Below are 25043 nucleotides of genomic sequence, written 5' to 3' on the forward strand. Positions count from 1 at the left end.
CCGCCCCAGGGCGGCTTTTTTTGTGCCCGGAAGGATCTCAATGGCTGATATCATCGACCTCGCAAACCCCGGAACCCACGCGGCATCGCTGCAGGCTGCACTGCTGGCGCAGAGCGGGCGTGTTCCGACCATCGCCGCGCTGGGCGACAGCATCACCGCCATGGGCGGATCGTTCGTCGCCAACAGGGTAAAGAACGCGCGCGGCTTCACGACCTGGATGACAATGCTCGGTGGTCAGCGTTTCTGGATGCCCGACGAGTTCAATTTCGGAATATCCGGCCAGCGCACCGACCAGATGCTGGAACGGCTGCCGGCGGTGCTGGCGGCGCGCCCCTCGGTGTGCGTGGTGCTTGCGGGGACGAACGACATCCTGCCGATCTCGGGGCGGCCCGGCCTGACGCCGCAAAACAGCCTGAGCAATCTGCAGCAGATCTTTGACGGCTTGCAGGCGGTCGGAATCGTGGTGATTGCGCTTCCTCCGCTGCCCCGATCCGACACCCCCTTCAACGCCGACGACCGCAGGGGCCATGTTCGCCAGATCCGCGAGTTCATCCGCGCGCAGCACTATCTCCGCCGAAACTTCCATGTTGTGGATTGCGCCATGACGCTCGGCGATGCGGTGACGGGCGGGCCGAAAACCAATCCGATCGTCATGCCCGATCTGCTGCATCCGAATTGCCACGGGGCCTATCTGATCGGCGCGGAGATCGAGAAGGTGCTGCGAACGCTCCAGCCGACGGCTCGCGTTCCGCTGGCCGACGCGACCGACCTCTACCATCCGACGTTGAACCCGCGCGGCAACCTTTTCCCCAATGGCCTGATGCTGGGCACCGGCGGGCAAATCGGGGGCGGCGCTACGGGCGTGATCGCGGATGGCGTAAAATCCACCAATGCCCTGCCGGCCGGTGTGTCGGCAATATTCAGCAAGGAGCCGCGTGACGAAGGCGGCGAATGGCAGGTGCTGGAACTGTCCGGCTCGATCACGAACAATGCCGCGCCGACGCGGATCAATATCTGGCCCGTTGCGCAGTTCAATGGGTCTGTCCAGCCGGGCGATGTCGTCGAGGCGTTCTGCGAGTTCAAGGTGGATGCCGGTGCCAAAGGCGTCTGCTGCACGTCGCTCGTGCAATATCTCACGGGTGGAACCGCGTCGAAATTTGCGGCGGACAATTTCGGGCAGGGCGCCGATCCGCTGATCCCGCCTGTGGCGCATGGCGGCACGATGAGAACGCCCCGCCTGGCGAAGACGGATTCAACCTATGCCGGCGCTGGGATCGAAGTGTGCGTGCAGGCCACGCCCAGCGGAACGCAGGATGTTGCGCTGAAGCTGTCTTTCAGCGCGCTCGAAATGCGCAAGGTGCTGTAGCTGGGCGCCATCCGCTTCACCGTCCGCTTGCAAGCGCTGCCGGCGGGCGACCGATGCGCGTCAGGTCCGTTTTTGCTGAGGGCTTGCCGCAAGCCGGGTGGCGATCAGATCAGGCGTCACGGCTGTTGGCGTGTATTCCTTCACGCTGCCGTTGCCGATCTGATCCGCGATGAGATCCAGGGATTCCTCGACGTTCGAATAGGTGATGCCCTGGAAATCATAGAGGTTGTATTTCCACCATTGCAGCGTCAGGAGACGCTCTATCAGCGATGGCGGGAAACGGTGCCGGATGTGGCGGGCCGGGGTGCCGGCGACGATGCTGTAGGGATGGACGTCCTTCGTCACGACTGATCGCGCCGCAACCACGGCACCGCTGCCGATGGTGATCCCGGATTTGATGAACGCTCCCTGGCCGATCCAGACATCGTTGCCGATCTTTGTGTCGGCGAGGGCGCCCCGAAAGCGTTGAACCTTGCCCTCGGCCGCCTCGTGATTTTCGGGATCGAGGAATTTCGCCCATCCGTGAAGCCCGCGCACGTGCGTGATCCGCGAGACGCTGAGCCAGTCCGTCGGATGTTCATTGGCGCCGAACACGACGTCCGGTCCGATCGCGCAATAGCGCCCCACGCTCACCGATCCAAGGCGCGCGGCGGATGAGGTAAAGGCCCCCGCCTGCACCGCGGATCCGGATTTGACACTCTGTATATAGAGTGGCGGCTCGAACGAGCAGCGAGGGTTGAGGGTGATGGCGGTGGTGGGATGCAGGGAAATACCCATTTCCCGAAGTCGCGCGGCATCCTTGGGACCTATCGTCACTTCGGCCACTTCGCACCCCCGATTTATTGATGCAAATCAGCCTATTAGCTCGTGGTGCGCCCGCGCAAGCGCGAAATAAGGCTATCTCGGCCCCCGCGCGCGGCATTGCCGGCGACCCGGACGTGTGCCGGTCAGCGCTGAAGAACTGACCCAATCTTTCATCGGAGAAGACCATGCCCCGCACTTCCGCGGCCGGCATCGCGCAGCTCGTCGCGGACGAGGGCGAGGTGCTGACGGCCTATCGCGACGTTGCCGGCGTCTGGACCATCGGCGTCGGCCTGACGCAGGCCTCTGGCGTGGTGACGCCGAAGGCCGGCATGACGATCACGCGCGCTGAAAGCCGCCACCTGCTCGGCCTTGCGCTCGAGCGCAATTACGAGCCGGCCGTGGCCAAGGCCATGCCGGGGGCGAAGACGCATGAATTCGACGGCGGGTTGTCGTTCCACTTCAACACCGGCGCGATCGGCAAGGCGTCGTGGGTTACCTCCTGGCGCAACCGGGCCAGTGCAGCCGCGATCCGGACGGGTCTTGGCCTCTGGAACAAGGCCGGCGGCAGGGTGGTGCGCGGCCTCACCTTGCGCCGCCAGCGCGAGGCGGACCTCATCCTGCTGGGCAAATACGCGCACGGCATCACGCCGGCGGTGCGGGACGGCGCGGATGTCGAGCCCGGCCCGATCGAGCCGTCCGGTGTGCTGCGGCGCGGCGCGAAGGGCGAGGGCGTGGTCGAGCTGCAGAAGGGGCTCCAGACGCTCGGCCTCTACAAGGGTGCGATCGATGGGGATTTCGGCGCCGGCACCGAGGTGGCCGTGCGGGCGCTGCAGAAGGCGCACCCGCATCTCGTGGTCGACGGCATCGCCGGGCCGGCCACGCGAGCGCAGCTCAAGCGCATGCTCGATGCCGCCACCAAGAGCGGGCTGGTCGGCGCCGGCGGCGCGGGCACCGGCGGCGGGACTGCGATCGCACCCGTGGACGGCCTGCCCACCGGCTGGATCGTCGGCGGCGTGGCGGCCGTCACCTTGCTCGTCCTCGCCTTCCTCGCCTGGCGCTACCGCGACGAGATCCGCACGTGGTGGACCGTTTTCAAGGAGAAGCTGTGATGGATTGGGCCTCTCTCGGGCGAAAGCTCATCGCGGCCGGCGCTCCGGCCATCGGTGGCGCGCTGCTGGGGCCGGCTGGTGCGGCGGCGGGCAAGATCCTTGCCGGCGTGCTCGGCGCGGAACCGACGCCGGATGCCGTCTCGCAGAAGGTGGACGCCACGCCGCCCTCCGAGATCCGAAAGGTGGACGAAACGGCCATCGCGCAATGGGATGCCGCGGCACGCATGGTCGAGGCTGAAGCCGCCGCCCAGGCGCAGACGGCTGTCGTGGCGGTGGAACAGGTCAACCAGACCATCCGCGAGACGGCGGCGGGTGATGGCCTGCTCGGCAAATGGAGGGGTGTCCATGCCTGGGAGCTGACGGCGGAATGCCCGCTGTGGTTCCTGCTGTTCGCCTACACCGTGGTGTTCGATCCGGTGGCCCTGAACGCGCTTGTCGCGGCGTCCGGTCTCGTCAGCATCTACATCGGCGCCCGGTTCGGCGTGATGGGCGTGCATGTCTGGCAGGGCTCTAACGAACGCCAGGCGGCCACGAAGATCCTGCCGCAGGCGGCGGCCGCCATCGGCAGCGTGGTGCGGCGCTGATGCCCCCGATGTTCCTGCGGTTCCGCAGCACCTTCATCGACCGCTTCGCCGAATGGGTGCTGGCCTGCATCCTGTTCTCGACCGGACTGATGCTGCTGCGGCCGGAGGAGACCTTCGCCGCGAGCCCGGTCTATGAGGGGCTCGCGCGCATCGCCACCGAGGAGCATTGGGGCCTGTTCTGCCTTGTCGGTGGTGCGATCCGGCTGGTGGCACTGACCATCAACGGCGCGTGGATGCCGACCTATCATTTCCGGTCGGTGGCGGCGTTCCTGTCGTGCTTCTTCTGGCTGCAATTCAGCCTCGGCCTGTTCGGCTCGGGCTCCACGGCCATCGGCGTCGCGGTCTATCCGTGGCTGCTGCTGGCCGACATCGTGTGCGTCTACAAGATCGGCCGGGACTTCCGGATGGCCAAGGCGGCGAAGGAATAGCGCTCGTGGAACAGCTTCCGCCCTGGGTGCAGGTGCTGCTGAGCATCGGCGCCTTTCTCGTAGCCGCATGGGCCTATCTGCGCGGAATGCTCAAGGCTGCTCCGCCGTCCAAGGACATTGTCGTGCCTTCGGTGACGATTGCCGATGCACATGCGATTCGCGAAATGGCTGCGCAATTGCGCTTGAACAGTGCCGTTCAGCAGCAGGATCTGGCCTTGCGACACGAGACATTGCACGAATTGCGGCGTCTCAACGGCCAGATCGAGGACATCAAGCACTATGTCGAGCGGATCGAGGCGAGAAAATAGCGCTGCTTCGGGTCGGCATCGTTCAAAAGAAGCCCGACACATTCCCGCCGCACCCCTTATTGATTCTCTAATGTCTTGATTTGGTCATGTCCGGCGTGCATTCTCGTGTATGTCGAAGGCGTTAGCCGCGATCAGGTCCTTTAATGATCGATCCGAAAGCGGCAGCGATTACGGCAAAAAGGGGTCCGGGGGGACCACCGAACAATCTGTGTGGCCCAGTTTTTCGAGGATGATTTCTCGAGAAAACGCCTTTTCGCGCCCTCTGCGAAAATCGCTTTCCGAGCACTGTTGCGCGAAAGGCACGGACATTGCGGCCGGGCTGAGTTAATTTCGGGGCATCAGTTGAGTTGAAAACGAGGGCATCCTGATGATCCGCAATATCCTTCTGGCCGGTGTGGCCACTTTCGCAATGGTTGGCGCTGCTGCTGCTGCCGACATGCCTGTGTACCCGGCCGAAGCTCCTGCGGTCGTTGACGTTCCTGTCGCTAACACCTGGGAAGGCCTGTACCTCGGCGTTCACGGTGGTTGGAACTGGGGCGAGAGCAACGCTTCTGGCGAAGGCGACATCGACTTCGGCGATCTCGAAGGCTTCGTGATCGGTGGCCAGGTTGGTTACAACTGGCAGGTCAACAACATCGTGTTCGGTCTTGAGTTCGACGGCTCGTACGTCGATAACGACGAAGATGGTGAAGTTGGCGAAGTGTTCTTCGGCGGCATCGAGCAGAACTACTTGGCTTCGGCCCGCGGCCGTCTCGGCTTCGGTTTCGACCGCTTCCTGGTGTACGGCACCGGTGGTGCGGCCTTCACCGGCCTGGACTTCTCCGGCGCGACCGGCATCGATAGCGATGACGCCAACTACTTCGGCTGGGTTGCCGGTGCGGGCGTCGAGTTCGCTCTGACGCAGAACATCACGCTCGGCGTCGAGTACCTGCACTACGACTTCGGTGATGAGTCCTTCGACGACGCCTTCGATGGCCTCGACATCGACCTCTCGAACGACGTCGTTCGTGGCCGCCTGAACGTCAAGTTCGACAGCCTCTTCGGCCGTTGATCTAAAGGTCCGCAAGGACTGACGGATTAAAAGACCCCGCTCCGGCCATGCCGGGGCGGGGTTTTTCGTGTTGGCTTCGCGAATAAAACAGGGATCAGCGAAGAGGCCACGCGAACAGGTGCAGCATTTCAAGGATCGTGCCGCCGACGAGCGCCGTGATCAGCAGAATGATTTCGAGATCTTCAGGCATGCCGCGGCCGGGGTTCGAATTTCGGGTCGGCTTGGTCATTGTCCATCCCGGGTCACAAGAATGAATTGGATGGTCGGACGCCGTGCGGAGAAGCGCAAGGCTTCATGGGTTTCGCGGTGAAGAACAGTTCCAGCATCAGCATCGTCCGAACGTTTCGCCGAAAACCCGGCGGGGTGGGTAGATGGCAAGAATTGCACCCGCCCAGCCGACATGCCATCTCATACACACGCGATGATCACTTGTGCGGCCGTGAGCAGTGACGGCCTGGAACGATTGATGTGGACACGATGACCGGCGATGCCAGCGATATGCGCTTCTGCGTCGCACCCATGATGGATTGGACGGATCGGCATTGCCGGGTTTTTCATCGGCGGCTCAGCCGGCGAGCCCGGCTCTACACCGAGATGGTGACCACGGGCGCGATCCTTCATGGCCCTCGCGAGCGTCTTCTTTCCTATGCGCCGGAGGAGCATCCGCTGGCGGTGCAGCTCGGCGGCTCGGATCCCGGCGATCTGGCCGCTGTCGCACGCATCTGTGAGGATTTCGGCTATCGCGAGATCAATCTGAATGTGGGCTGTCCGTCGGATCGCGTGCAGAACGGGCGTTTCGGCGCGTGCCTGATGCGGGAGCCGGCGCTCGTTGGCGAGTGCGTGGCCGCCATGAAGCAGGCGGTGCGCGTGCCGATCAGTGTGAAGTGCCGGATCGGCGTCGACGAACAGGACACTGAGCCTGCGCTGGATGATATGGCCGATGAGGTGAGGGCGGCAGGTGCGTCGGCGCTGATCGTCCACGCGCGCAAAGCCTGGCTGCAGGGCCTGTCGCCCAAGGAAAATCGGGACGTGCCTCCGCTCGATTACGGCCGCGTCTATCGGCTGAAACAGCGGCTCGGGGATTTTCCTGTCATTATCAATGGCGGGATCACGGATCTTGCGGAATGCACGGAGCATCTGCGCCATGTCGATGGCGTGATGCTGGGGCGCGCTGCCTATCATGACCCCGGCCTGCTGCACGCGGTGGATCCGATGCTGTTCCGTGAAGAGCCGGAATTTCCGACGATCCGCGCCGCGGTCGAGAGCCTGATCCCGTATATCGACGCACACATTGCGGCCGGGGGGCGATTGAGCGAGATCACCCGGCACATGCTCGGCCTGTTTCCGGGCCGGCGCGGGGCGCGCGCGTATCGCCGCCATCTAGCGATCAATGCCGTAAAGTCGGGCGCGATGGCCGGCGTCCTGCTGGATGCGCTCGCCTTGGTCGATGATACGTATTCCGCCTCGGCTGCCTGAGATGATTGCGGGAATCCCCATCGCCGATCTGGGCTGGATGGTCGGCGCGCTTCTCGTTGGCGGGCTGATTTCGGGCCTTCTGGCCGGCATGCTCGGTGTGGGCGGTGGCGCCGTCCTCGTGCCGGTGCTTTATCAGCTCTTCACCTTCATGGACGTGCCCGAAGCGGTGCGCATGCATCTGTGTGTCGGCACTTCGCTCGCGATCATCATACCCACGTCCATCCGCTCGCTTCTGTCCCATCACCGGCGAGGATCTGCCGATCTCAAGGCTCTGCGTATCTGGGCCCTGCCGGTGGCGTTCGGAACGATCGCGGGTGCGGTGATCGCCGCCTTCGTTTCGTCCGGCGTGCTGAAGCTGGCCTTTGCGATCTTCGGCGCCGTCATCGGTCTGCAAATGCTGATCCTGGGCACGCGCAGCCTTAAACTTCGCGATGATCTTCCCGGTGTGGCGGGCATGACTGTCTATGGATTCGGGATCGGGCTGTTCTCATCTCTGGTGGGAATCGGCGGCGGCTCGCTCGGCAACATAGTGTTTGCCGTGCATGGCCGGCCGATGCATCAGGCCGTGGGCACCGGGGCAGGGTTGGGACTTCTGATCTCGGTTCCCGGTGCGATCGGCTTCATGATTGCGGGTTGGCCCGAAATGGCACTGCTGCCGCCGTTTTCCGTGGGCTATGTCTCGGCAATCGGCGCGGCTCTTCTGGCACCCGTGGCGATGCTCAGCGCGCCGCTGGGCGCACGGATCGCCCACGGTATTTCCCCCCGTCAGCTCGAACTGGCTCTTGGATTGTTTCTTCTGGTCGTTGCCGGACGCTTCGTCCTCGACCTCTTCTAGGTGGAAGAGGTCAGCCCAGCCCGAGCGGCTCACGCCAGCGATAGAGCAAAGCGGCGACCAGGCCGATGCCGAGCCAGATGGCGGCGTGCCACAGCATGGTGCCACCCTTTCCCTGATAATTCCCCATCGCACGGCTGCCGATGAGCACGGCGAGACACGTCATCGCCACCAGGGAGGCGATCGTGCCTGCGGAATCATTTCCGATGAGATCGAAGGAATCGGCGGCGATCAGGCCGATGATCGTGGTGATGATGGCCGCGATGGCGACGAACATTAGGGTGTTTCGCACGTGTCTCCGCCCTGAGCTTGTCACGGCAAGATAGGAGACCCTTGCCGCGAAGTGAACCTTTCGGCTCAGCTTGCGCGGCGAAACCAGTCTTCCTGTTCGGACGGGATCGGGGGCAGGGCACTCACATCGCGCGAAGCCGGAAACGACACCGTGACCGTCGTTCCCACGCGCAGGCGGCTCTTGATGGAGAGCGTGCCGCCGTGGAGGTCCACAAGGCCCTGGACGATGGGCAGGCCGAGGCCCGCGCCCTGTTCGGCGGTCTTAATGGCGATGGCGCCCTGGCCGAACGCCGAAAGGACAAGCGGAATCTCGTGCTCCGGAATGCCCGGCCCGGTATCGCGCACCGAGATGAATTGGCCGCCGTCCGTATCGCTGCCCACCTCGATCGTGATCTCGCCGCCCTGCGGCGTGAACTTGATGGCGTTGGACAGCAGGTTGAGCGTGATCTGGCGGACGGCCCGCTCGTCAGCCCACAGCAAAGGCATGTCGGGCGCGAAGACGTCGGTGATCTTCAGGCCGCGGTTCTTCGCGCGAAGCTTTAACAGATGGTGGCAATCCTCGACGACGTATCCGAGATTGATCGCTTCTTCGTTCAGCTCGTAACGGCCGGCCTCGATGCGGGAGAGATCGAGCAATTCGTTGATGAGATTGAGCAGATGCTCGCCGCTGGAATGAATGTCGCCGGCATATTCCCGGTAAGTCGCGTTGACGTGGGGGCCGAAGACCTCGGCCTTGAGCACTTCCGAAAAGCCGAGGATGGCGTTCAGAGGCGTCCGCAATTCATGGCTCATGGCCGCCAGAAAGCATGATTTCGCGATGTTGGCGGTTTCGGCGCGGCGCCGCGCTTCGTCCGAATTGGCCTTGGCCTGTTCGAGCTCGCCGATCAGCGCATCCTTCTCGGCCTGGAATTGCAGGCTCATCAAGGACGCCCGGAACATGCGCTTGCCGAGGAAGATGAAGAAGATTTGGGCGAGCGGCGCGAGAACCGCGAGGCTGCGCAGCGACGGGTCCGGCATCAGAAGGAAGAAGATGGCGATGGCCGCGGTGATCGGCAGCGAGCCGGCATAAACCACAGTGCCGAGGCTGGCCGTCAGCATGGTGCGGGCCGAGACGCCGAGCAGCATGGAAAAGATGACGAAGATCGCCGCGCTTTCCGCCGGCACCAGGCTGAGCAGAGGCACGATGAGCGCAAATGCCGTCGCATGGGCGAATTCTGCCGCTGCGAAACGATTGCGCCAGGAGCGCAGCGGAAGCGTCTGGGATTTGCCGAACAGGAAGCGACGCACCTGCAGCAGAATCAGTGCGTGGCAGGAGAGAACGCCCAGCAGCCACACCACGACCGTGGCCGGAGGCAGCCAGAGAAGCAGCGCCAGGCCGAAAGCCGCTTCGATGATCGTGACGGCGATGGCCGCATTGTGCCTGTTTCGGGCGTAGACGCGCGTCAGCTCGATGTCGAAAGCGGGCCGGGTGCCGGTGTCGGACGTCAGGCGCTCGCGTGCCTCGCGAACCTTCTGATTGATGTGGCGGCGCTTCTCGCGCGCCTGCACGGCCTCGTCGCTCGACGTCTCCGCCAGCCGCCGTCGGATCTCGTTCATCGTCCATGCGGCATCGTCGCCGGCGAGCAGAGACCCGCCAACATTCAGCCCCGACGTTCGCTTCAGTGTGTTCGACATTGGTGCCATGTTGATCAAATGGCATTAGACCGGGGAAACCTTAAAGCGCGGCTCATCAATATGGTTGACCGCGTCTTTATGCTTTCGCTTGTGTTTGATTCGACTTTGCCTCTGACGCGATTGCGACGGGTGGGGGAGTCGTCGAAGGAATTTCCGCAAACCGCGCAGGGCGCACGGAGATGGCTCGTTAAACGGACATTCGAGGGCTCTTTCGATGGAGTTGGGGATGCCACGTCTGATGAAGCGATTTCTTGCTGCGACGGCGATTGCCGGGGCTCTCGCCCTTCCGGCCCTGATGGGCGCCCTGTCGGGGCCTGTCGCAGCGCAGCAGGATGGTGCGAAGCCGGGAGCCGACGTGCTCGACCGGTTGGTCGATCTGCTCGATACCGACAAGAACGGAACGATCGACCGCGCGGAGATCGAGGCGGCCCGCAATGGTGGCCAGCCCGTGGACAACCAAGCGCACGGCTGGTTCGGACGCCTGGACAGCGATCGCAACGGATCGGTTTCGAAAGAGGAATTTCTCGCCGGTCCCGAGAAGCGGTTTGCCCGTCTCGACAAGAATGGCGATGGCACCATCGACCGGGAGGAGCAGGAGGCCGCCCGCGAGGCACGACGGGATTGGCAGGGTGAACGTGGAGAGCGCCCGCGTCACCATTTCGCCCGTCACGAGCGCTTCCGACATCCGGATGGCAAGCGGGCCGAGCGCCTGTTCGAGCGCTTCGACGCCAATGGAGACGGCACGATCACGCGTGAGGAAGTTGAGGCAGCGCATGGATCATGGCACGACCGGAATGGTAAGGACCGTGATCGATTCTGACCCCTTCGTGCGAGCAAGATGCGTGACCCGTCAGCCAGCGATGAGGAGCTTATCGCTGCGGCCGGCGCCGGCGACGCGGCCGCGTTCGCCGTGCTCACCCGCCGCCATGCGCCGCGCATCAATGTTCTCGCGTCCCGCTTTCTGGGATCGGCAAACGATGCCGAGGATGTCGTCCAGGAGGCTTTCTGGCGAGCGTGGAAGGCCATGCCGGACTGGCGGTTCGGCGAGGCTCAGTTTTCGACGTGGCTCCACCGGGTCGCAGTCAATCTGTGCATCGACCGGCAGCGGCGTGCGCGGCTGCGCCGCTTCCTGCCGTTTGCCGATGCGTTCGATCCTCCTGCCGACGATGCAGGACCTGACCGGCGCGTGGCGGCCAGTGCGGAATTGGAGGCCGTCATGAGTGACGTGCGGAATTTGCCCGACCGCCAGCGTGCGGCCCTGCTTTTATCAATCGACGGCGAGCGCTCCAACGCGGAAATCGGGCAGGTGCTCTCCGTGAGCGAGAAGGCCGTGGAATCTCTTCTGGTGCGCGCCCGCAGGACCTTGCGCGTGCGGCTGATGGAACGGGAGGGGCTGTGATGATGATGAAACTGTCGCAGTTCGAAGATGCGCTCGACCGATACGGCGCCGATATGAAGAATTGGCCTGCCGATATGCAGCTCGAGGGGCGGCAGCTCCTGTTCCGCGACCCGCGCGCCGTTCGGTCTCTGGAGGCGTCCTTGCGGGTGCAGGGCCTGCTGAGCGGGGCGATGGCGGCAGAACCGCTGGCCGCGCCGCAGATCGGCCGGCTGACGCAAGCCCTGGAGCGGAGACGCGCGCGATCTGGCGGAGCCTTGATGGCATTCGGCGGCAGCCGCGGCCTGATCGCCGCGTTGAGCCTTGCGGTGCTGATCTTCGGCTTCGGCGGCTGGACCGGCACGGTCATGGCCGGGCCGGGCGATCGGATGGAGCTTGCCGCGCTCGACATGGAAGCCGCGGGCCTGGTGGTCGATCCATGATGACGCCGCGCCGTGTCTTGCTGGCCCTTTGCGCGGTCTCGCTGCTGGCGAACGTGTTCATGGTCGGCTTTTTCCTGGTGCCCAAATTGCTGGGGCCGGAGGACCGCGTCGCTCGTCTCGGCGCCATTGCCGCGATCGGCCGAGCGCCCAAGCCTATGATGGACCTGATCGAAACAAAGCTTCACGACGACCGGGACGAAATCCGCGCGGCGTTTCGTGAGGTGTGGGGCGCCCGGCGCGACGTGCGTTCCGCCATGCGGGCCGAACCTTTCGATGCTGGCGGACTGGACGCGGCCTTCGCGCAATTGCGGACGAAATCCATTCTTCTTCAGGAAGAGGTCCACCAGGCCGTGGCCCGTGCGGTTGCGGAAGCTCCGGTGGAATTGCGGAGCGAGATCGGCAGCCGATGGGATCGCCCGGAAAAGAAAGGCGATCCCGAAAAACCCGACCGGCCCGATTAGAACACATCCATCCGCCGATTGACCCCCGCCGCTTCGGCCTTATGTTGGCGCCCGAAGACGAGAGGGTGAAATGGCGGTTTCGAGGGATGACGTTCTGCGTGCGCTGAAAGCCGTGCCCGCACCGGACGGCCGAGGCACGTTGGCCGATTCGCCCGATCTGTCCGATATCGCCATCAAGGATGGCCGCGTTTCCTTTGCGATTGCCACCACGCCGCAGCGCGCGGCTTCGCTGGAGACCTTGCGAAGCGCCGCCGAAGCCGCAGTAAAAACCGTGCCCGGTGTTGCGGAAGCAATGGTCGTGCTGACCGCCGAGCGCGCGCAGGGCAGCGCGCCCGCACGCACTTCGGGCGGGCCCGGTGGCCGCCCCCAGCCTGCACAGACCGCGGGCTCCGAGCTTGACGTTCGTCACATCATCGCCGTTGCCTCCGGAAAGGGCGGCGTCGGCAAATCCACCACTGCGGCCAATCTGGCCCTTTCGCTGGCACGCAAGGGCCTGCGCGTAGGCCTGCTCGATGCCGACGTCTACGGCCCCTCGATGCCGCTGCTGTTCGGCATCAACTGGAAGCCCGCCTCGCAGGGCAAGACCATCGAGCCCATCGAATCGAACGGGTTGAAGCTGATGTCGATCGGCTTCCTGATCGATCAGGACACCGCCATGGTGTGGCGCGGGCCCATGGTGATGAGCGCCATTACCCAGATGCTGCGCGACGTGAACTGGGGCACGCTCGATGTGCTGGTGGTGGACATGCCGCCGGGCACGGGCGATGCGCAGCTGACCATGGCCCAGCAGACGCGGCTTGCCGGCGCGGTCATCGTTTCCACGCCGCAGGATATGGCCTTGGCCGATGCGCGGCGGGGCGTGGCCATGTTCCGAAAGGTCGATGTGCCGATCCTCGGCGTCATCGAGAACATGAGCTATTTCTGCTGCCCCAATTGCGGCCATCGCACCGATCTCTTCGGCCATGGCGGTGCGGAAACGGAAGCCGATCGCCTGGGCGTGCGGTTCCTGGGCGCCGTGCCGCTTCATGCGCGCATTCGCGAATTGTCGGACGCGGGCACTCCCGTCGTTGCTGCTGAGCCGGCAGGCGAGCATGCCGCGATCTATGCCGGCATCGCCGACAAAGTGTGGGACCGCCTTCAGACCGGAACGGGCGCGCGGGCCGCGCCGCGGATCGTGGTGGACTGAGGCCGGCTGGAATTCGCCGATACGCTGACGAGGAGAAGCGACGATGAGTGTCACCACCGATCCCGGCGTGAGCCTGCCTCTCGGTTCGTTTCCCCTTCCCGGAGCGGTCGACCTCGGCCGCACGGCTCTGTTTCTCGACGTGGACGGCACTCTGCTTGACATCGCTCCCAGCCCGGAAGCGGTCATGATCGGGGTGGGGCTGCCCGAATTGCTGGACCGGCTCGGGGAAGCCTGCGGCGGCGCGCTGGCTCTCGTGACGGGCCGGGAGATCGCTGTGATCGACCGCTTCTTCACGCCGTTCACTTATGCGGTGGCGGGCATTCATGGCGCCGAGATGCGGCTTCCCGATGGTTCCCGCCGCGATCTCCCCGCGCATCCGGAGATGGAGCGGATCGTCTCGGAGCTTGGAGCCTTCGTCGACGAATGGGAGGGGCTTCTCCTGGAGCAGAAGGGACGCGCGGTTGCGGTGCATTATCGCGCGCGCCCCGAAATGGGCGCCGAGGTTGCGGACGTGGTGACACGGGTGGTCGGCTCCACGGGCGAGGGTCTCGAAATCCAGCCCGGCAAGATGGTGGTCGAAGTGCGCCCGAGCCGCGCCGACAAGGGCCGCGCCATCGAGATATTCATGGAGGATTCGCCGTTCGCTGGACGATCGCCGCTGTTCATCGGCGATGACTGGACCGATGAATCGGCTTTTCGTGCGGTTAATGCCTTGAACGGGCGGTCGATTCGTGTGGGACAGGACGAGCGCCCCACCGAAGCGAAGGAGCGTTTGTCGAGTCCCACATCCGTCCGCGAATGGTTGGCGAGACTGGCCGAACCAGCGTTAAAGGACTAAATTGAAAACAAGGCAGCGCCGTCCGTTCTGGGCCTGCGCGCCGCGAAAGGGCCTGTTTCTTGGCACGTCTGGTTGTTGTCTCCAATCGCGTTCCCGTCCCCTCGGCAAAAGGCGGAACGGCCGCTGCGGGAGGCCTTGCCGTTGCGCTGGAAGCAGCGCTCAAGAGCCGCGGTGGCTTGTGGTTCGGCTGGTCCGGAAAGACGAGCGGCGACCGCGAGATCGAATGGCTGGAGATTCGCGACCACGGCAACGTCACCTACGCCGTGGCCGATCTGAACCGGCGCGACGTCGATGAATATTACACGGGCTTTGCCAATCGCGCGCTGTGGCCTCTGTGCCATTACCGGCTCGATCTGACGGACTTCTCGCGCAAGGACATGGCGGGCTATTTCCGTGTGAACCGCTCGTTCGCCCGGTTGCTCGCCCCTTTGATCCGTCCGGACGATCTCATCTGGGTGCACGATTATCATCTGATCCCGATGGCGGCGGAACTGCGCCATATGGGCGTGAAAAACCGCATCGGATTCTTCCATCACATTCCATGGCCGTCGGTGGACGTGCTCTCCACTCTGCCGGTGCATGACACGATCATGCGCGGGCTCGCGGCCTACGATCTCGTCGGCTTCCAGACCGATTATGACGTGGAGAACTTCGCCGCCTGCATGCTGCGCGAGGGCTTCGGCAAATCGCTCGGCAATGGCTGGTTCGAAAGCTACGGGCACCGCTTCCAGGTGGGCGATTTCCCTATCGGGATCGACACCGAAACCTTCGTGACCATGGCGCAGGAGGGCATGAAGAACTCCATCGTCAAACGCACCTGCGACAGCCTGCACAATTGCGACATGGTTATCGGCGTCGACCGGCTGGATTATTCCAAGGGCATCGGCCAGCGCATCGAGGCGTTCTCGCGTTTCTGCGAAATGAGCCCCAGCGCGAAGGGGCAGGTGACGTTCCTGCAGGTAACCCCGAAATCGCGTTCTGAGGTGCCGGAATACGCCACCATGCAGCGCGAGATCGCGGAGCTGACCGGGCGGGTGAATGGCGCACTGGGCGAGGTCGACTGGACGCCGATCCGTTATGTGAACAAGACGCTGAGCCGTGCGGCGCTGGCCGGGCTTTACCGGATCGCGAAAGCCGGACTCGTGACGCCGCTGCGCGATGGCATGAACCTCGTAGCCAAGGAATATGTGGCGGCGCAGGATCCGAACGATCCCGGCGTTCTGGTTTTGTCGCGCTTCGCCGGGGCCGCTCGCGAAATGGACGGGGCGCTGATCGTGAATCCCTACGACGTGGAAGCCACGGCGAACGCCATCGGCCGCGCCATTTCCATGCCGGTGGAAGCGCGGCGCGAGCGCTTCAACTCCATGATGCCGAAGCTGCGCGAGAACGATGTTGCCGCGTGGTGCCGGGACTTCCTCGACGTGCTGAGCGCGGCTGAAGCGGCACCCGAAGCCGGCTTGCGCGCGCTGAGCTGACGGACGGATGACGATGGAAGAGGCGCAGCCCTGGCCGGTCGAAATCCGGCTCATCGACGACCAGCGCGCCTTGCGCGTGACCTACGACGACGGGCGCGAGGACGTCGTCGAAGCGGAATATCTGCGTGTCGAAAGCCCCAGCGCGGAAGTTCAGGGTCATTCTCCGGACCAGAAGGTGGTCGTCGCGGGCAAGAAGGACGTCACCATCAGCCGGATTGAGCCCATCGGCTCCTATGCCGTGCGGCTGGGCTTCAGCGATGGCCATTCGACCGGCATTTACACCTGGTCGTATCTGCGCGGTCTGGTGGATCGGCGGGACCAGATCTGGACTGGCTATCTGAACGCGTTGGCCGAGAAGGGCCTGACCCGCTGAGTCTCGGTTTCGGTCTCTCCAAAAGAAAAGGGGCCGGCGCGTCCGCCAGCCCCTTCGCCGATCCCCAGCCCCCGCTGGATCAGCGCAACACAACCACCTTGGCGCCGACCTTTACGCGCTCGTAAAGATCCATGACGTCTTCATTGGTCATGCGGAAACAGCCGGAGGATACCGCCTGGCCGATGGTCTGCGGCTCGTTCGAGCCATGGATACGGTAGATGGTCGAGCCCAGATACATGGCGCGCGCACCCAGCGGATTATTGACACCGCCAGGCATGAAACGGGGCAGATCCGGCCGGCGCTTCAGCATGGCCGCCGGGGGACGCCAATCCGGCCATTCACGCTTCATGGTCACGGAATGGACGCCGTGCCACTGAAAACCGTCCTTGCCGACGCCGATGCCGTATTTCAGCGCCGTTCCATCGGCCTGCACCAGATAAAGGCGCCGCTCGGTGGTGTTGACGATAACCGTGCCCGATTTGTGCCCGGCGGGCGCGGGAACGACCTCGCGCGCGATGGGCGAAGCGGCCATCCGGTATTTGGCGACGATACGCTGTCCGGTATTGGGATCCACCATCGCCGCGGCGCGTGCCGGCAGAGCAAGGGAAACAGCCATGCCGGCGATCGCGGCGAGAGCAAGAAGGTCACCAGAACGCATTGAGGGCGCATCCAGATTAGGTGTCGAGACACCGTAAAAACACCTGATCCGCTTAGCGCGTGGATTGGGCCCGGTTCAACCTTCCCGTCAGCAAAATGCAACGTTCATGCAACAGCGCGGCATTTCTGCCACATTTGCTTCGTTCGCCGACGATGGAAGGTGAGGATGGTGGGCACGGTTGGGATTGAACCAACGACCCCACCCGTGTGAAGGGTGTGCTCTCCCGCTGAGCTACGCGCCCATCCTGAGGCGATTTGGTATGAGGCGCGGGCCCGGCTGTCAAGCCGAGATCCGCCGGTTAGCGAGCCAACAGCATTCAAGAGGGATTGCGCACGCTGATCCATTTCCGCAAGGCGTCCGGAACGTCTCGGAAGTGCGACAGAACCAGGTCGGCGCCCAATTCGGCGGCGGGAATCTCCGTATAACCCCAATCCATGAGAATGCAGGAAACGCCGCTGTTGCGCGCGGCGTCGAGATCGGTGACCGAATCGCCGATCATTGCCGCCGAGCGGGGATCGCCGCCGGCCTTTTCGATCGTTCCCAGAAGATGCACGGGGTCGGGTTTGCGCGCCGTGAACGTGTCGGCCCCGCATACGGCCTGGAACCGGCCGCGAAGGCCAAGCGCATCGAGCAGGAGAAACGACAGCCGCTCGGGCTTGTTGGTGCAGACCGCCAGGCGATATCCCTCGGCCGCCAACGAATCGAGGACCGCTTCGACCTCCGGATAAACCGTGGATTCGTCGGCGATATGCACCTCGTAATGGGCGAGAAACGTGGCCGCCAGTTCGTTGAAGCGGGCTTCGGAGACGGTGCATCCGCGCAGGGCGAGCCCACGCGTGAGCATGACTCGAACACCACCGCCGACCAGGCTGCGCAATTCGGCGGTGGTGATGGGTTCGAGGTCCTCGAGCGCCAGCGCCACGTTGAGCCCGCCCACGAGATCGGGCGCGCTGTCCACCAGGGTTCCGTCGAGATCGAAAACGGCGGTTGGCTGGCGCATGATCGCCTCATGTGGTTTTTGGGAGATTGGGACGGCTGGTTCCTGCCGCTAATATCATCGCTTCCCCTTCGTGACGAGACGATCACCCATGTTCATCGATACCTTCCGTGCGGCGGTCCGGACCTTCTGCGTGGCCGCGACGGCGCTCGCAATCGTGCCGAGTCTCGCCCAGGCCCAGGAATATCGTTTCAAGCCGCCGGCGCAGACGGACTTGAACCGTCTCTACAAGGTCAACCGGCTGACGGGCGAAATGGGCGCCTGCCAATATGCGCTCAGCGAGGGCTCGGTCGGCGTTACGCTGTGCTATTCCGCGGGCGAAGGGGGTGGGCCGCAGCCAATCCCCGGAGATTACGATCTCCTGCCGTCGAACCACGCAGGCGAGGGCGGTATCTTTCGTGTGAACACGCGCACCGGCGATATCAGCGTGTGCTATGTGCTGGCGGAGCGGGTGGTTTGTACGCCTCAGGCCCGCTGACCTTGGCGAAAGGACTTCGGCGCTGCTAAACCCACGCTGGAAGCTGGCCCGCTGCACAGGCAGGGAATGATGACTGATTCGAAACGCGCGGCGGCTGCGGCAGCTCTCGAACTCGTGAAGCCGGGCATGAGGCTCGGTCTCGGCACGGGTTCGACGGCTGCGCATTTTGTCGATCTGCTGGGCGCGCGCGTGAAGGCTGGGCTTTCCATCGTCGGCATACCGACGTCGGAAGCGACCCGCCGTCAGGCCGAGGACCTGGGCATTCCGCTGACCGATCTGGACACGACGCCCGAGCTTGACCTGACCGTGGATGGTGCCGATGAGCTTGATCCGCAGCTCGTCCTGATCAAGGGCGGCGGCGCGGCGCTTCTGCGCGAGAAAATCGTCGCCAATGCCAGCGCGCGTATGGTGGTGATTGCGGACGCCTCCAAGAAGGTCGACGTGCTGGGCGCGTTTCCTCTGCCCATCGAGGTGGTGCGGTTCGGCGTGGAAGCCACGCGCCTCGCGATCGATGTGGCCATCGGCGATGCCGGCTGCCGCGGCGAACTGGTGCTCCGCCGTGCTGACGGAGGTCATCCTTTGGTCACGGATGAAGGTCACTTCATCATCGATGCCCGCCTCGGCCGGATCACCGACGCCGAAGTGCTGGCCAGTAATTTGAATTCTGTTCCCGGGATTGTGGAGCACGGATTGTTCGTCCGGCTCGCAAGCGAAGCGTTTGTCGCCGGACCGAACGGCGTCGAGCACATCGTGCGTCCCGCCCACTGACGTCCTGGAGGTCTTTGATGCTGTTTCCGAACATCCGCCAAACCGGCTGGGCGCTGGTTCTTGCCGGCAGCCTTGCCATGCCGGCTTACGCGCAGACGCAGGCGCCCGCGCAGCCATCGCCGGAACATCTGGCGCTTGCGCGCGCCGTGCTTGATTTCACGGGTGCCGGGTCGTCGTTCGACAGCATCGTGCCGCGCCTGCTGCAGGACGCGCGCAACGTGATCTTGCGCACGCGTCCGATGCTGCAGCCGGACCTCGATCCGATCATCACCAGCCTCACGACCAAGCTGTCGAGCCGGGACGACGAATTGCTGAACGAGATCGCAAAGGTCTACGCGACGAAGTTCACCGAGAACGAACTGAAGGACATCGCCAAGTTCTACCAGTCGCCGGTCGGCCAGAAGATGACCGGTGCGCTGCCGGAAATCCTGCGCGAAAGCTTCGGCTTTGCCCAGGAATGGTCGCAGCGCGTGAGCGTCGAGGTGATGAACGAGATCCGGGCTGAGATGTCGAAAAAGGGCCACGATATGTGAGCAGCCGAACACCGGCTGGCGACATAAAAGGCGCGCTCCCGGCGCGCCTTTTTCTTTTGGAGGTTACGCCTCCGGATCTTCCAGTCCCGCCGCTTTCGATCTCCGCCATTCCCGGAATTTCAAGATAAGCGGCGCCGCGAAGACGATGACGCAGACCACATAAATGCCGACGGCGAGGCCCGAGTCCACGAGGGCTGATGGGTCGCCCTGGCTGATCGACAAGGCGCGCCGCAATTGCTGCTCCGCCAGCGGTCCGAGGATCAGGCCGATGATGACGGGTGCGATCGGATAATCGAAATGCCGCATCAGGAAGCCGAGCAGGCCGAGACCGAGCAGCATGGAAAGCTCGAACTGGGACGGGTTTGCGCCAAGGGTGCCGAGCGTCGCGAAGACCAGAATGCCGCCATAGAGCCAGGGCCGTGGCACCGCCAGCAGGCGCACCCAGAGGCCGACCAGCGGCAGATTCAGCACCAGCAGCATGGCGTTGGCGATGAACAGGCTGGCGACGAGACCCCAGACCAGATCCGCGTTCGTCGTGAACAGGAGCGGGCCGGGATTGATGCCGTATTGCTGGAAGCCGGCCAGCATCATCGCCGCGGTTGCGGAGGTGGGCAGGCCAAGCGTCAGCAGCGGCACCAGCGTGCCCGCCGCCGAGGCGTTGTTGGCCGCTTCCGGCCCGGCCACGCCCTCGATCGCGCCTTTGCCGAATTCGTCCTTGTGCTTGGAAAGCTGCCGCTCCAGCGAATAGGACAGGAAGGTGGGAATTTCCGCGCCGCCTGCCGGAAGGGCGCCGATGGGGAAACCGAGGAACGTGCCCCGCAGCCAAGGCTTCCAGGACCGTGCCCAATCCAGTTTAGTCATCCAGAGCGAGCCGCGCACCGGTTCGATCGTCTCATGCGCTCGCGATCCCTGCGCCGCGATGTAGAATGTCTCGCCCAGAGCGAACATGGCGACCGCGGCCGTGGTGACTTCGACGCCGTCGAGCAGATCCGGCACGTTGAAGGCGAGGCGTGATTGGCCGGTTTGGAGATCGATGCCGATCAGGCCGAGGCTTAGGCCGATGAAGAGGCTGGTCAGGCCGCGCAAGGCTGACGATCCGAAGGCCGACGAGACGGTGGTGAAAGCCAGCACCATCAGCGCGAAATATTCCGCCGGGCCGAACGACAGCGCAATATCGACAACGACCGGCGCCAGAAAGGCCAGTGCGATGGTCGCGATGAGGCCCGCGACGAAAGAACCGATCGCGGCCGTGGCCAGCGCCGGCCCGCCGCGCCCGGCTCGCGCCATGCGGTTGCCCTCCAGCGCGGTGATCATCGAGGCGCTCTCGCCCGGCGTGTTGAGCAGGATCGATGAGGTCGAACCGCCATACATGCCGCCGTAATAGATGCCGGCGAACATGATGAGCGAGCCCGCCGGATCGAGCTTGAAGGTAACGGGCAGCAGCAGGGCCACCGTGAGCGCCGGGCCGATGCCCGGCAGCACGCCCACCGCCGTGCCCAGCGTCACGCCGATGAAGGCATAAAGCAGGTTCATCGGCTGGATGGCGACGGCGGCGCCCTGAAGAAGCGGTTCGAGGCTTTCCATGGGTCAGACCAGCCGTTCGAGCGGTCCCTGCGGGAGGCTGAGCTGCAGCCCCAGGGAGAAGATGAGGTAGAGCAGGAAAGCGAAGGCGATGCCCGCGGGGATGGTGATCCAGAGCGGCTTGCCGCCGAAGCCGCGCGCCGCGAGGGCAAACAGCAGGCCGGTGGAAATCGAAAAGCCGGCATAGCCGATCAGCGCGATCTGCAGCACGAGCCCCGCGATGATCCAGGAAAGCGGCCCGAATTCCAGTGGTTCGCGGGCAGGAAAATCCGTGCGGAAAGCCGAGATCGCTGTGCCGATTGCGCAGAGCGCCAGCATGGCGGCAATGGCGTAGGGAAAGGCCGCCGCGCCGACACGCGAATAGCTGGCGACTGCGGTGCTGAGATGAGCGGCGTCCCACGCGACGACGCCCGCGACGCCGGCAAGCGCCGCGGCAATGACGAGCACCGCCCAATCGGGGCGGTGCGGGGTGGCAGGGTTCGGCGCGTCGCTCACTTTGCGAGTCCGATGTCCTTGAGGACAGTGTGAGTCTGCTCGATTTCGTCTTCTAGGTAGTCGGCAAAGGCGTCGCCGGCGAGAAACGTGTTTTCCCAGCCCTTCGTCTTCAGGGTATCGGCCCACGTCTTTGAGCCATTGAGCTTTTCAAACGCGGCGACGATCGCAACTTTGTCCTCGTCCCTGAGACCCGGAGCGGCCCATACGGCACGCCAATTCTGGACCTCAACATCCACGCCGGATTCCTTGAGCGTAGGAGCATCGACATTCGGCAGACGTTGGGCTGACGAAACAGCCAGAACGCGCAGCTTGCCCGCCTTGATCTGGCCTTCGAACTCGCCGTATCCGGAGATGCCTGCCGTGACCTTGCCGCCGACAATGGCGGCCAGCGCCTCGCCACCCCCGGAGAATGGGATGTAATTGATTTTCGTCGGTGGAACATCGACTGCCTTGGCGATGAGCCCCACGGTGATGTGGTCGGTACCGCCAGCCGATCCACCTCCCCAACTGACCGACCCCGGATCGGCCTTCAGCTTGGCCACCAGATCGGCCATGGCCTTGAGTTCGGAATTGGTGGGAACGACGATCGTTTCGTACTCGCCGGTGATACGGGCGATGGGAGTTACCTGATTGAGCTTCACAGGAGCGTTATTGGTGATGACCGCTCCAACCATCACATAGCCGCCCACGATGAGGGCGTGGGGGTTGCCCTTCGACTGCGTGGCGAACTGCGCGAGCCCGATAGTGCCGCCGGCGCCAGGTACATTGATTACCTGCACATTCTTCCCGATGCCCTCGGCCTGCATGGCCGCCTGGATGGAGCGGGCGGTCTGATCCCAGCCGCCGCCCGGCGCTGCCGGCGCAATGATGCGGAAGTCCTGTGCCATCACCGGCCCGGCGGTCAAGGCGATGGCGAGGCCGAGCCCGGCGAAAACGGATGTAAAGGGGCGCATGTCTTTCTCTCCCTGGGAAGCCCATGCGACGAGCGTACACCTTCTGCATTTGCATGCCAGCCTCGCGATAAACGCATGGGCCGGCGAAATGGAAGCTTGACGCATGTCGGGTGAACGGCGACGTACGCGGTGAGGGGAGACGTCATGTCCGAGAGTGAAGTCGATCTGTTCGTCGTCGGAGCCGGGTCCGGAGGCGTCCGGGCCGCGCGCATTGCGGCAGGGTATGGCGCGAAAGTGGCCGTTGCCGAGGAATACCGCATCGGCGGCACGTGTGTGATCCGGGGCTGCGTTCCCAAGAAGCTGATGGTGCTTGCAAGCCGTTTCGCCGATGCCTTCGACGACGCAGCCGGTTTCGGGTGGACGCTGCCCAAGGCGCCGGAATTCTCGTGGCCTGCTCTGCGCGAGGCGAAGGACCGCGAAATCGCCCGTCTTTCGGAGATCTACGAGAACAATCTGGCGCGCTCCAATGTCGAGATCCATCGCAGCCGCGCGGTGCTGGACGACGCGCACAATGTGCGCCTCACCGCCGACGGCCGCGTGATACGTGCGAAGAACATTCTCATCGCGACCGGCGGCCATCCCACGGCGCCGCGCATACCCGGCGCGGACTTGGCTCTGTCGTCCGATGCGGTGTTCGACCTGAAGGAATTGCCGCGGCGGATGCTTATCGTCGGCGGCGGCTACATCGCGCTCGAATTCGCCTGCATGTTCCAGCGCCTCGGCGTGCACGTGACCTTGCTGCATCGCGGCGAGAAAGTGCTGCGGGGCTTTGACGAGGATATCCGCGACGAGATCATGCTCAGCATGGCTGCGGAAGGCGTCACGCTGAAGATGAACGACACCGTGGCCTCCGTCGCAGAGGAAGGAGACGGGCGTCGCGTCACATATGTGAGCGGGGACGATGATGTGTTCGACATCGTTTTCTTCGCAACCGGACGGACGCCGAACACTTCCGAACTTGGTCTGGAAAAGGCCGGCGTTAAGCTGCGCCCGGACGGCGCGATCGAGGTGGACGACGCCTCACGCACCAGCGTGCCGCACATTTTTGCCGTGGGCGACGTGACCAATCGCATCAATCTGACGCCGGTGGCGATTCGAGAGGGACACGCGCTGGCCGACACGCTGTTCGGCGGGCAGGAGCGGGTGCTCGATCATTCGCTCGTCGCCACGGCCGTGTTCTCCACCCCGGAGATCGCGGCGGTCGGCATCAACGAGCAGGAAGCGCGCGAGCGCATGCTGCCGTTCGACATCTACACCGCGAAGTTCCGCAGCCTGAAGCATGTGCTGACGCGCCGGCAGGAACGGACGTTCATGAAGCTCGTGGTCGATGCCACGACCGACAAGGTGCTCGGCGTGCACGTGATGGGCGAGGATGCGGGCGAGATCATCCAATTGGCGGCCGTCGCGCTGGGCATGGGAGCAACGAAGGCCGATTTCGACCGCACCGTGGCCGTGCATCCCACCGCCGCCGAGGAATTGGTGACGCTGCGCGAAAAGGTCCACGTGCCCAATCCGGGCGGAGCCTGACGCGGAAGATCGACTATGCTCGGGGGCATTCTTGCGGGGTTGACCACGGGCGCGCTGTGGGGGTTGAACTTCATCGCGCCGCTCGCGGTCGCACCCTATTCGGGCGTCGACCTTGCGATCGCGCGCTACGTCATCTTCGCTCTGACGTCGATCGTCGTGCTGATCGCCATCCCGGCTGCCCGGGCGGCAAAACTCGCGGCTGCCGACGTGCTGCTGGGCATCGGCATTGGCCTCGTTGGCTATGGCGCTTTCTATTCCTTTCTTGTCGTTGCCATCGGCTATGCGGGGCCGCAGATTGCGGCGCTCGTCATCGGTCTCTTGCCCGTTCTTCTGGCGATCATCGGTAATTTCGATGGCGGCCGTCTGCCCTGGCGTGCGCTGGCAGCTCCGCTGATCCTGATCCTCGCGGGCCTGCTGCTGGTGCATGGTTCGGCGTTGCTGCATGCCGAGACCGGGGTGGAGCAGGGGCGGATCGCGGCGGGCATTCTGGCCGCGCTCGGTGCGGTGGCAAGCTGGGTCTGCTTTTCGGTGTTCAACGCTCGTGCCCTGGCGCGTGTGCCGCAGATGAACTCGCTGACCTGGACAAGCCTGCACGGCATCGGTGCGGGCGTTGGCATCCTTGTTTTCGGTGCGCTTGCATTGCCGTTCGGCGTGGTTGGAATGCGCGAGATCGGTTTCGATTGGCCTGAGGCGAGCCCGCTTCTGATGTGGGCGATCCTGACAGGTCTGTTCGGCTCGTGGGGTGCTTCCTATTTGTGGGTGATTGCAACGAAGCGTCTGCCCCTGGTCATCTCGGGTCAATTGTTCGTGGCGGAGCCAGCCTTCGGTTTCATCTATGGCTTCATGTGGGAACAGCGTTGGCCGAGCCCGGTTGAGTCGTTCGGTGGAATGTGCGTGTTCGGCGGCGTCATGCTCGGCCTCGCGGCGTTCGGCCGTCATCGTCGCACGAGGACCGGATCACTGCTCGCGGGGCATTAGC

At 64.2% G+C, this 25043-nt stretch carries 30 protein-coding genes and 1 tRNA gene; 21 read left to right on the plus strand and 10 right to left on the minus strand.

The features are described 5' to 3' along the window. The first annotated feature begins 40 nt into the window (after nucleotides 1-40). Nucleotides 41-1366, plus strand: a complete 1326-nt coding sequence (locus tag ACQ6S1_RS00320) for an SGNH/GDSL hydrolase family protein (protein ID WP_445039186.1) — start codon at nucleotides 41-43, stop codon at nucleotides 1364-1366. 60 nt (nucleotides 1367-1426) lie between these two features. On the opposite strand, the gene ACQ6S1_RS00325 is transcribed toward ACQ6S1_RS00320, so the two are convergent. Further along, nucleotides 1427-2182 carry a CatB-related O-acetyltransferase gene (locus ACQ6S1_RS00325; RefSeq protein ID WP_445039187.1) on the minus strand — a complete coding sequence of 252 codons (756 nt, stop codon included), beginning with the start codon at nucleotides 2180-2182 and terminating at the stop codon, nucleotides 1427-1429. Between the two features lie 173 nt (nucleotides 2183-2355). On the opposite strand from ACQ6S1_RS00325, the gene ACQ6S1_RS00330 reads away from it, so the two are divergent. From ACQ6S1_RS00330 to ACQ6S1_RS00350, 5 genes are all read left to right on the plus strand, one after another. After that, on the plus strand, nucleotides 2356-3279 hold the full coding sequence (locus ACQ6S1_RS00330; RefSeq protein WP_445039188.1) for a glycoside hydrolase family protein: 924 nt from the start codon (nucleotides 2356-2358) through the stop codon (nucleotides 3277-3279). Next, entirely contained in the window at nucleotides 3279-3863 is a 585-nt protein-coding gene (locus tag ACQ6S1_RS00335) for a 3TM-type holin (protein WP_445039189.1), read from the plus strand. Before ACQ6S1_RS00330 ends, ACQ6S1_RS00335 begins: the two co-directional genes overlap by 1 nt. Next, on the plus strand, nucleotides 3863-4291 hold the full coding sequence (locus ACQ6S1_RS00340; RefSeq protein WP_445039190.1) for a hypothetical protein: 429 nt from the start codon (nucleotides 3863-3865) through the stop codon (nucleotides 4289-4291). Before ACQ6S1_RS00335 ends, ACQ6S1_RS00340 begins: the two co-directional genes overlap by 1 nt. Nucleotides 4292-4296: 5 nt before the next feature. After that, nucleotides 4297-4599 carry a hypothetical protein gene (locus ACQ6S1_RS00345; RefSeq protein ID WP_445039191.1) on the plus strand — a complete coding sequence of 101 codons (303 nt, stop codon included), beginning with the start codon at nucleotides 4297-4299 and terminating at the stop codon, nucleotides 4597-4599. Nucleotides 4600-4966: 367 nt separating this feature from the next. After that, complete coding sequence (locus ACQ6S1_RS00350; RefSeq protein WP_445039192.1) at nucleotides 4967-5650, plus strand: outer membrane protein; 684 nt, start codon at nucleotides 4967-4969, stop codon at nucleotides 5648-5650. A 94-nt stretch (nucleotides 5651-5744) separates the two neighbouring features. Here the strand turns inward: ACQ6S1_RS00350 and ACQ6S1_RS00355 are convergent, their stop codons facing one another. Next, on the minus strand, nucleotides 5745-5879 hold the full coding sequence (locus tag ACQ6S1_RS00355; protein WP_445039193.1) for a hypothetical protein: 135 nt from the start codon (nucleotides 5877-5879) through the stop codon (nucleotides 5745-5747). Nucleotides 5880-6127: 248 nt separating this feature from the next. Here ACQ6S1_RS00355 and dusA point away from each other — a divergent pair, with 248 nt between their 5' ends. Next, a complete protein-coding gene (dusA, locus tag ACQ6S1_RS00360; RefSeq protein WP_445040219.1) occupies nucleotides 6128-7126 on the plus strand; it encodes a tRNA dihydrouridine(20/20a) synthase DusA in 999 nt (332 codons plus the stop codon). Nucleotide 7127: 1 nt separating this feature from the next. Next, a complete protein-coding gene (locus tag ACQ6S1_RS00365) occupies nucleotides 7128-7961 on the plus strand; it encodes a sulfite exporter TauE/SafE family protein (protein WP_445039194.1) in 834 nt (277 codons plus the stop codon). Nucleotides 7962-7971: 10 nt separating this feature from the next. Here ACQ6S1_RS00365 and ACQ6S1_RS00370 read toward each other — a convergent pair whose 3' ends face one another. Together ACQ6S1_RS00370 and ACQ6S1_RS00375 are read right to left on the minus strand one after the other, a co-directional pair. After that, entirely contained in the window at nucleotides 7972-8250 is a 279-nt protein-coding gene (locus tag ACQ6S1_RS00370) for a hypothetical protein (RefSeq protein ID WP_445039195.1), read from the minus strand. A 65-nt stretch (nucleotides 8251-8315) separates the two neighbouring features. Beyond that, the gene (locus tag ACQ6S1_RS00375; RefSeq protein WP_445039196.1) at nucleotides 8316-9923 is read right to left on the minus strand and encodes a sensor histidine kinase; all 1608 of its coding nucleotides are present in this window, start codon (nucleotides 9921-9923) and stop codon (nucleotides 8316-8318) included. A 238-nt stretch (nucleotides 9924-10161) separates the two neighbouring features. Here ACQ6S1_RS00375 and ACQ6S1_RS00380 point away from each other — a divergent pair, with 238 nt between their 5' ends. From ACQ6S1_RS00380 to ACQ6S1_RS00415, 8 genes are all read left to right on the plus strand, one after another. Continuing rightward, a complete protein-coding gene (locus ACQ6S1_RS00380) occupies nucleotides 10162-10743 on the plus strand; it encodes an EF-hand domain-containing protein (protein WP_445039197.1) in 582 nt (193 codons plus the stop codon). Nucleotides 10744-10761: 18 nt separating this feature from the next. Next, the gene (locus ACQ6S1_RS00385; protein WP_445039198.1) at nucleotides 10762-11322 is read left to right on the plus strand and encodes a sigma-70 family RNA polymerase sigma factor; all 561 of its coding nucleotides are present in this window, start codon (nucleotides 10762-10764) and stop codon (nucleotides 11320-11322) included. Beyond that, nucleotides 11322-11741: a hypothetical protein gene (locus ACQ6S1_RS00390; protein ID WP_445039199.1), complete on the plus strand. Its 420-nt coding sequence runs from the start codon at nucleotides 11322-11324 to the stop codon at nucleotides 11739-11741. Before ACQ6S1_RS00385 ends, ACQ6S1_RS00390 begins: the two co-directional genes overlap by 1 nt. Continuing rightward, complete coding sequence (locus ACQ6S1_RS00395; protein WP_445039200.1) at nucleotides 11738-12202, plus strand: periplasmic heavy metal sensor; 465 nt, start codon at nucleotides 11738-11740, stop codon at nucleotides 12200-12202. Before ACQ6S1_RS00390 ends, ACQ6S1_RS00395 begins: the two co-directional genes overlap by 4 nt. A 70-nt stretch (nucleotides 12203-12272) precedes the next feature. Then, entirely contained in the window at nucleotides 12273-13388 is a 1116-nt protein-coding gene (locus ACQ6S1_RS00400; RefSeq protein ID WP_445039201.1) for an Mrp/NBP35 family ATP-binding protein, read from the plus strand. A 43-nt stretch (nucleotides 13389-13431) separates the two neighbouring features. Further along, the gene (gene otsB, locus ACQ6S1_RS00405; protein ID WP_445039202.1) at nucleotides 13432-14226 is read left to right on the plus strand and encodes a trehalose-phosphatase; all 795 of its coding nucleotides are present in this window, start codon (nucleotides 13432-13434) and stop codon (nucleotides 14224-14226) included. Between the two features lie 59 nt (nucleotides 14227-14285). Then, a complete protein-coding gene (gene otsA / locus ACQ6S1_RS00410) occupies nucleotides 14286-15701 on the plus strand; it encodes an alpha,alpha-trehalose-phosphate synthase (UDP-forming) (protein ID WP_445039203.1) in 1416 nt (471 codons plus the stop codon). Between the two features lie 7 nt (nucleotides 15702-15708). Next, nucleotides 15709-16074: a gamma-butyrobetaine hydroxylase family protein gene (locus tag ACQ6S1_RS00415; RefSeq protein WP_445039204.1), complete on the plus strand. Its 366-nt coding sequence runs from the start codon at nucleotides 15709-15711 to the stop codon at nucleotides 16072-16074. Nucleotides 16075-16153: 79 nt separating this feature from the next. On the opposite strand, the gene ACQ6S1_RS00420 is transcribed toward ACQ6S1_RS00415, so the two are convergent. The 3 genes from ACQ6S1_RS00420 to gph form a co-directional block, all read right to left on the minus strand. After that, nucleotides 16154-16732 carry a L,D-transpeptidase gene (locus tag ACQ6S1_RS00420; RefSeq protein ID WP_445039205.1) on the minus strand — a complete coding sequence of 193 codons (579 nt, stop codon included), beginning with the start codon at nucleotides 16730-16732 and terminating at the stop codon, nucleotides 16154-16156. 166 nt (nucleotides 16733-16898) lie between these two features. Then, nucleotides 16899-16973, minus strand: a tRNA-Val gene (locus ACQ6S1_RS00425). Nucleotides 16974-17048: 75 nt separating this feature from the next. Continuing rightward, nucleotides 17049-17732: a phosphoglycolate phosphatase gene (gph, locus tag ACQ6S1_RS00430; protein WP_445039206.1), complete on the minus strand. Its 684-nt coding sequence runs from the start codon at nucleotides 17730-17732 to the stop codon at nucleotides 17049-17051. A gap of 88 nt (nucleotides 17733-17820) precedes the next feature. On the opposite strand from gph, the gene ACQ6S1_RS00435 reads away from it, so the two are divergent. The 3 genes from ACQ6S1_RS00435 (at nucleotide 17821) to ACQ6S1_RS00445 (ending at nucleotide 19508) form a co-directional block, all read left to right on the plus strand. Continuing rightward, nucleotides 17821-18207 (plus strand): hypothetical protein, encoded by a 387-nt coding sequence (locus tag ACQ6S1_RS00435; RefSeq protein ID WP_445039207.1) that lies wholly within the window; start codon nucleotides 17821-17823, stop codon nucleotides 18205-18207. A 66-nt stretch (nucleotides 18208-18273) separates the two neighbouring features. Further along, a complete protein-coding gene (gene rpiA / locus ACQ6S1_RS00440; RefSeq protein WP_445039208.1) occupies nucleotides 18274-18975 on the plus strand; it encodes a ribose-5-phosphate isomerase RpiA in 702 nt (233 codons plus the stop codon). 17 nt (nucleotides 18976-18992) lie between these two features. Further along, nucleotides 18993-19508, plus strand: a complete 516-nt coding sequence (locus ACQ6S1_RS00445; RefSeq protein ID WP_445039209.1) for a DUF2059 domain-containing protein — start codon at nucleotides 18993-18995, stop codon at nucleotides 19506-19508. A gap of 63 nt (nucleotides 19509-19571) precedes the next feature. On the opposite strand, the gene ACQ6S1_RS00450 is transcribed toward ACQ6S1_RS00445, so the two are convergent. From ACQ6S1_RS00450 to ACQ6S1_RS00460, 3 genes are read right to left on the minus strand one after another with little or no spacing between them, the layout of a single operon-like run. After that, entirely contained in the window at nucleotides 19572-21092 is a 1521-nt protein-coding gene (locus tag ACQ6S1_RS00450; RefSeq protein WP_445039210.1) for a tripartite tricarboxylate transporter permease, read from the minus strand. Between the two features lie 3 nt (nucleotides 21093-21095). Continuing rightward, nucleotides 21096-21584: a tripartite tricarboxylate transporter TctB family protein gene (locus tag ACQ6S1_RS00455; protein ID WP_445039211.1), complete on the minus strand. Its 489-nt coding sequence runs from the start codon at nucleotides 21582-21584 to the stop codon at nucleotides 21096-21098. Then, nucleotides 21581-22537: a Bug family tripartite tricarboxylate transporter substrate binding protein gene (locus tag ACQ6S1_RS00460; RefSeq protein ID WP_445040220.1), complete on the minus strand. Its 957-nt coding sequence runs from the start codon at nucleotides 22535-22537 to the stop codon at nucleotides 21581-21583. Before ACQ6S1_RS00460 ends, ACQ6S1_RS00455 begins: the two co-directional genes overlap by 4 nt. Nucleotides 22538-22681: 144 nt before the next feature. Between ACQ6S1_RS00460 and gorA the strand changes: the two genes are divergently transcribed. Then, nucleotides 22682-24064, plus strand: coding sequence for a glutathione-disulfide reductase (gene gorA / locus ACQ6S1_RS00465; RefSeq protein WP_445039212.1), 1383 nt, complete (start codon nucleotides 22682-22684; stop codon nucleotides 24062-24064). A 15-nt stretch (nucleotides 24065-24079) separates the two neighbouring features. Beyond that, nucleotides 24080-25042, plus strand: coding sequence for a DMT family transporter (locus tag ACQ6S1_RS00470; RefSeq protein WP_445039213.1), 963 nt, complete (start codon nucleotides 24080-24082; stop codon nucleotides 25040-25042). The last annotated feature ends 1 nt before the right edge of the window (nucleotide 25043 follow it).

The sequence above is a fragment of the Terrihabitans aquatilis genome, assembly GCF_052542005.1.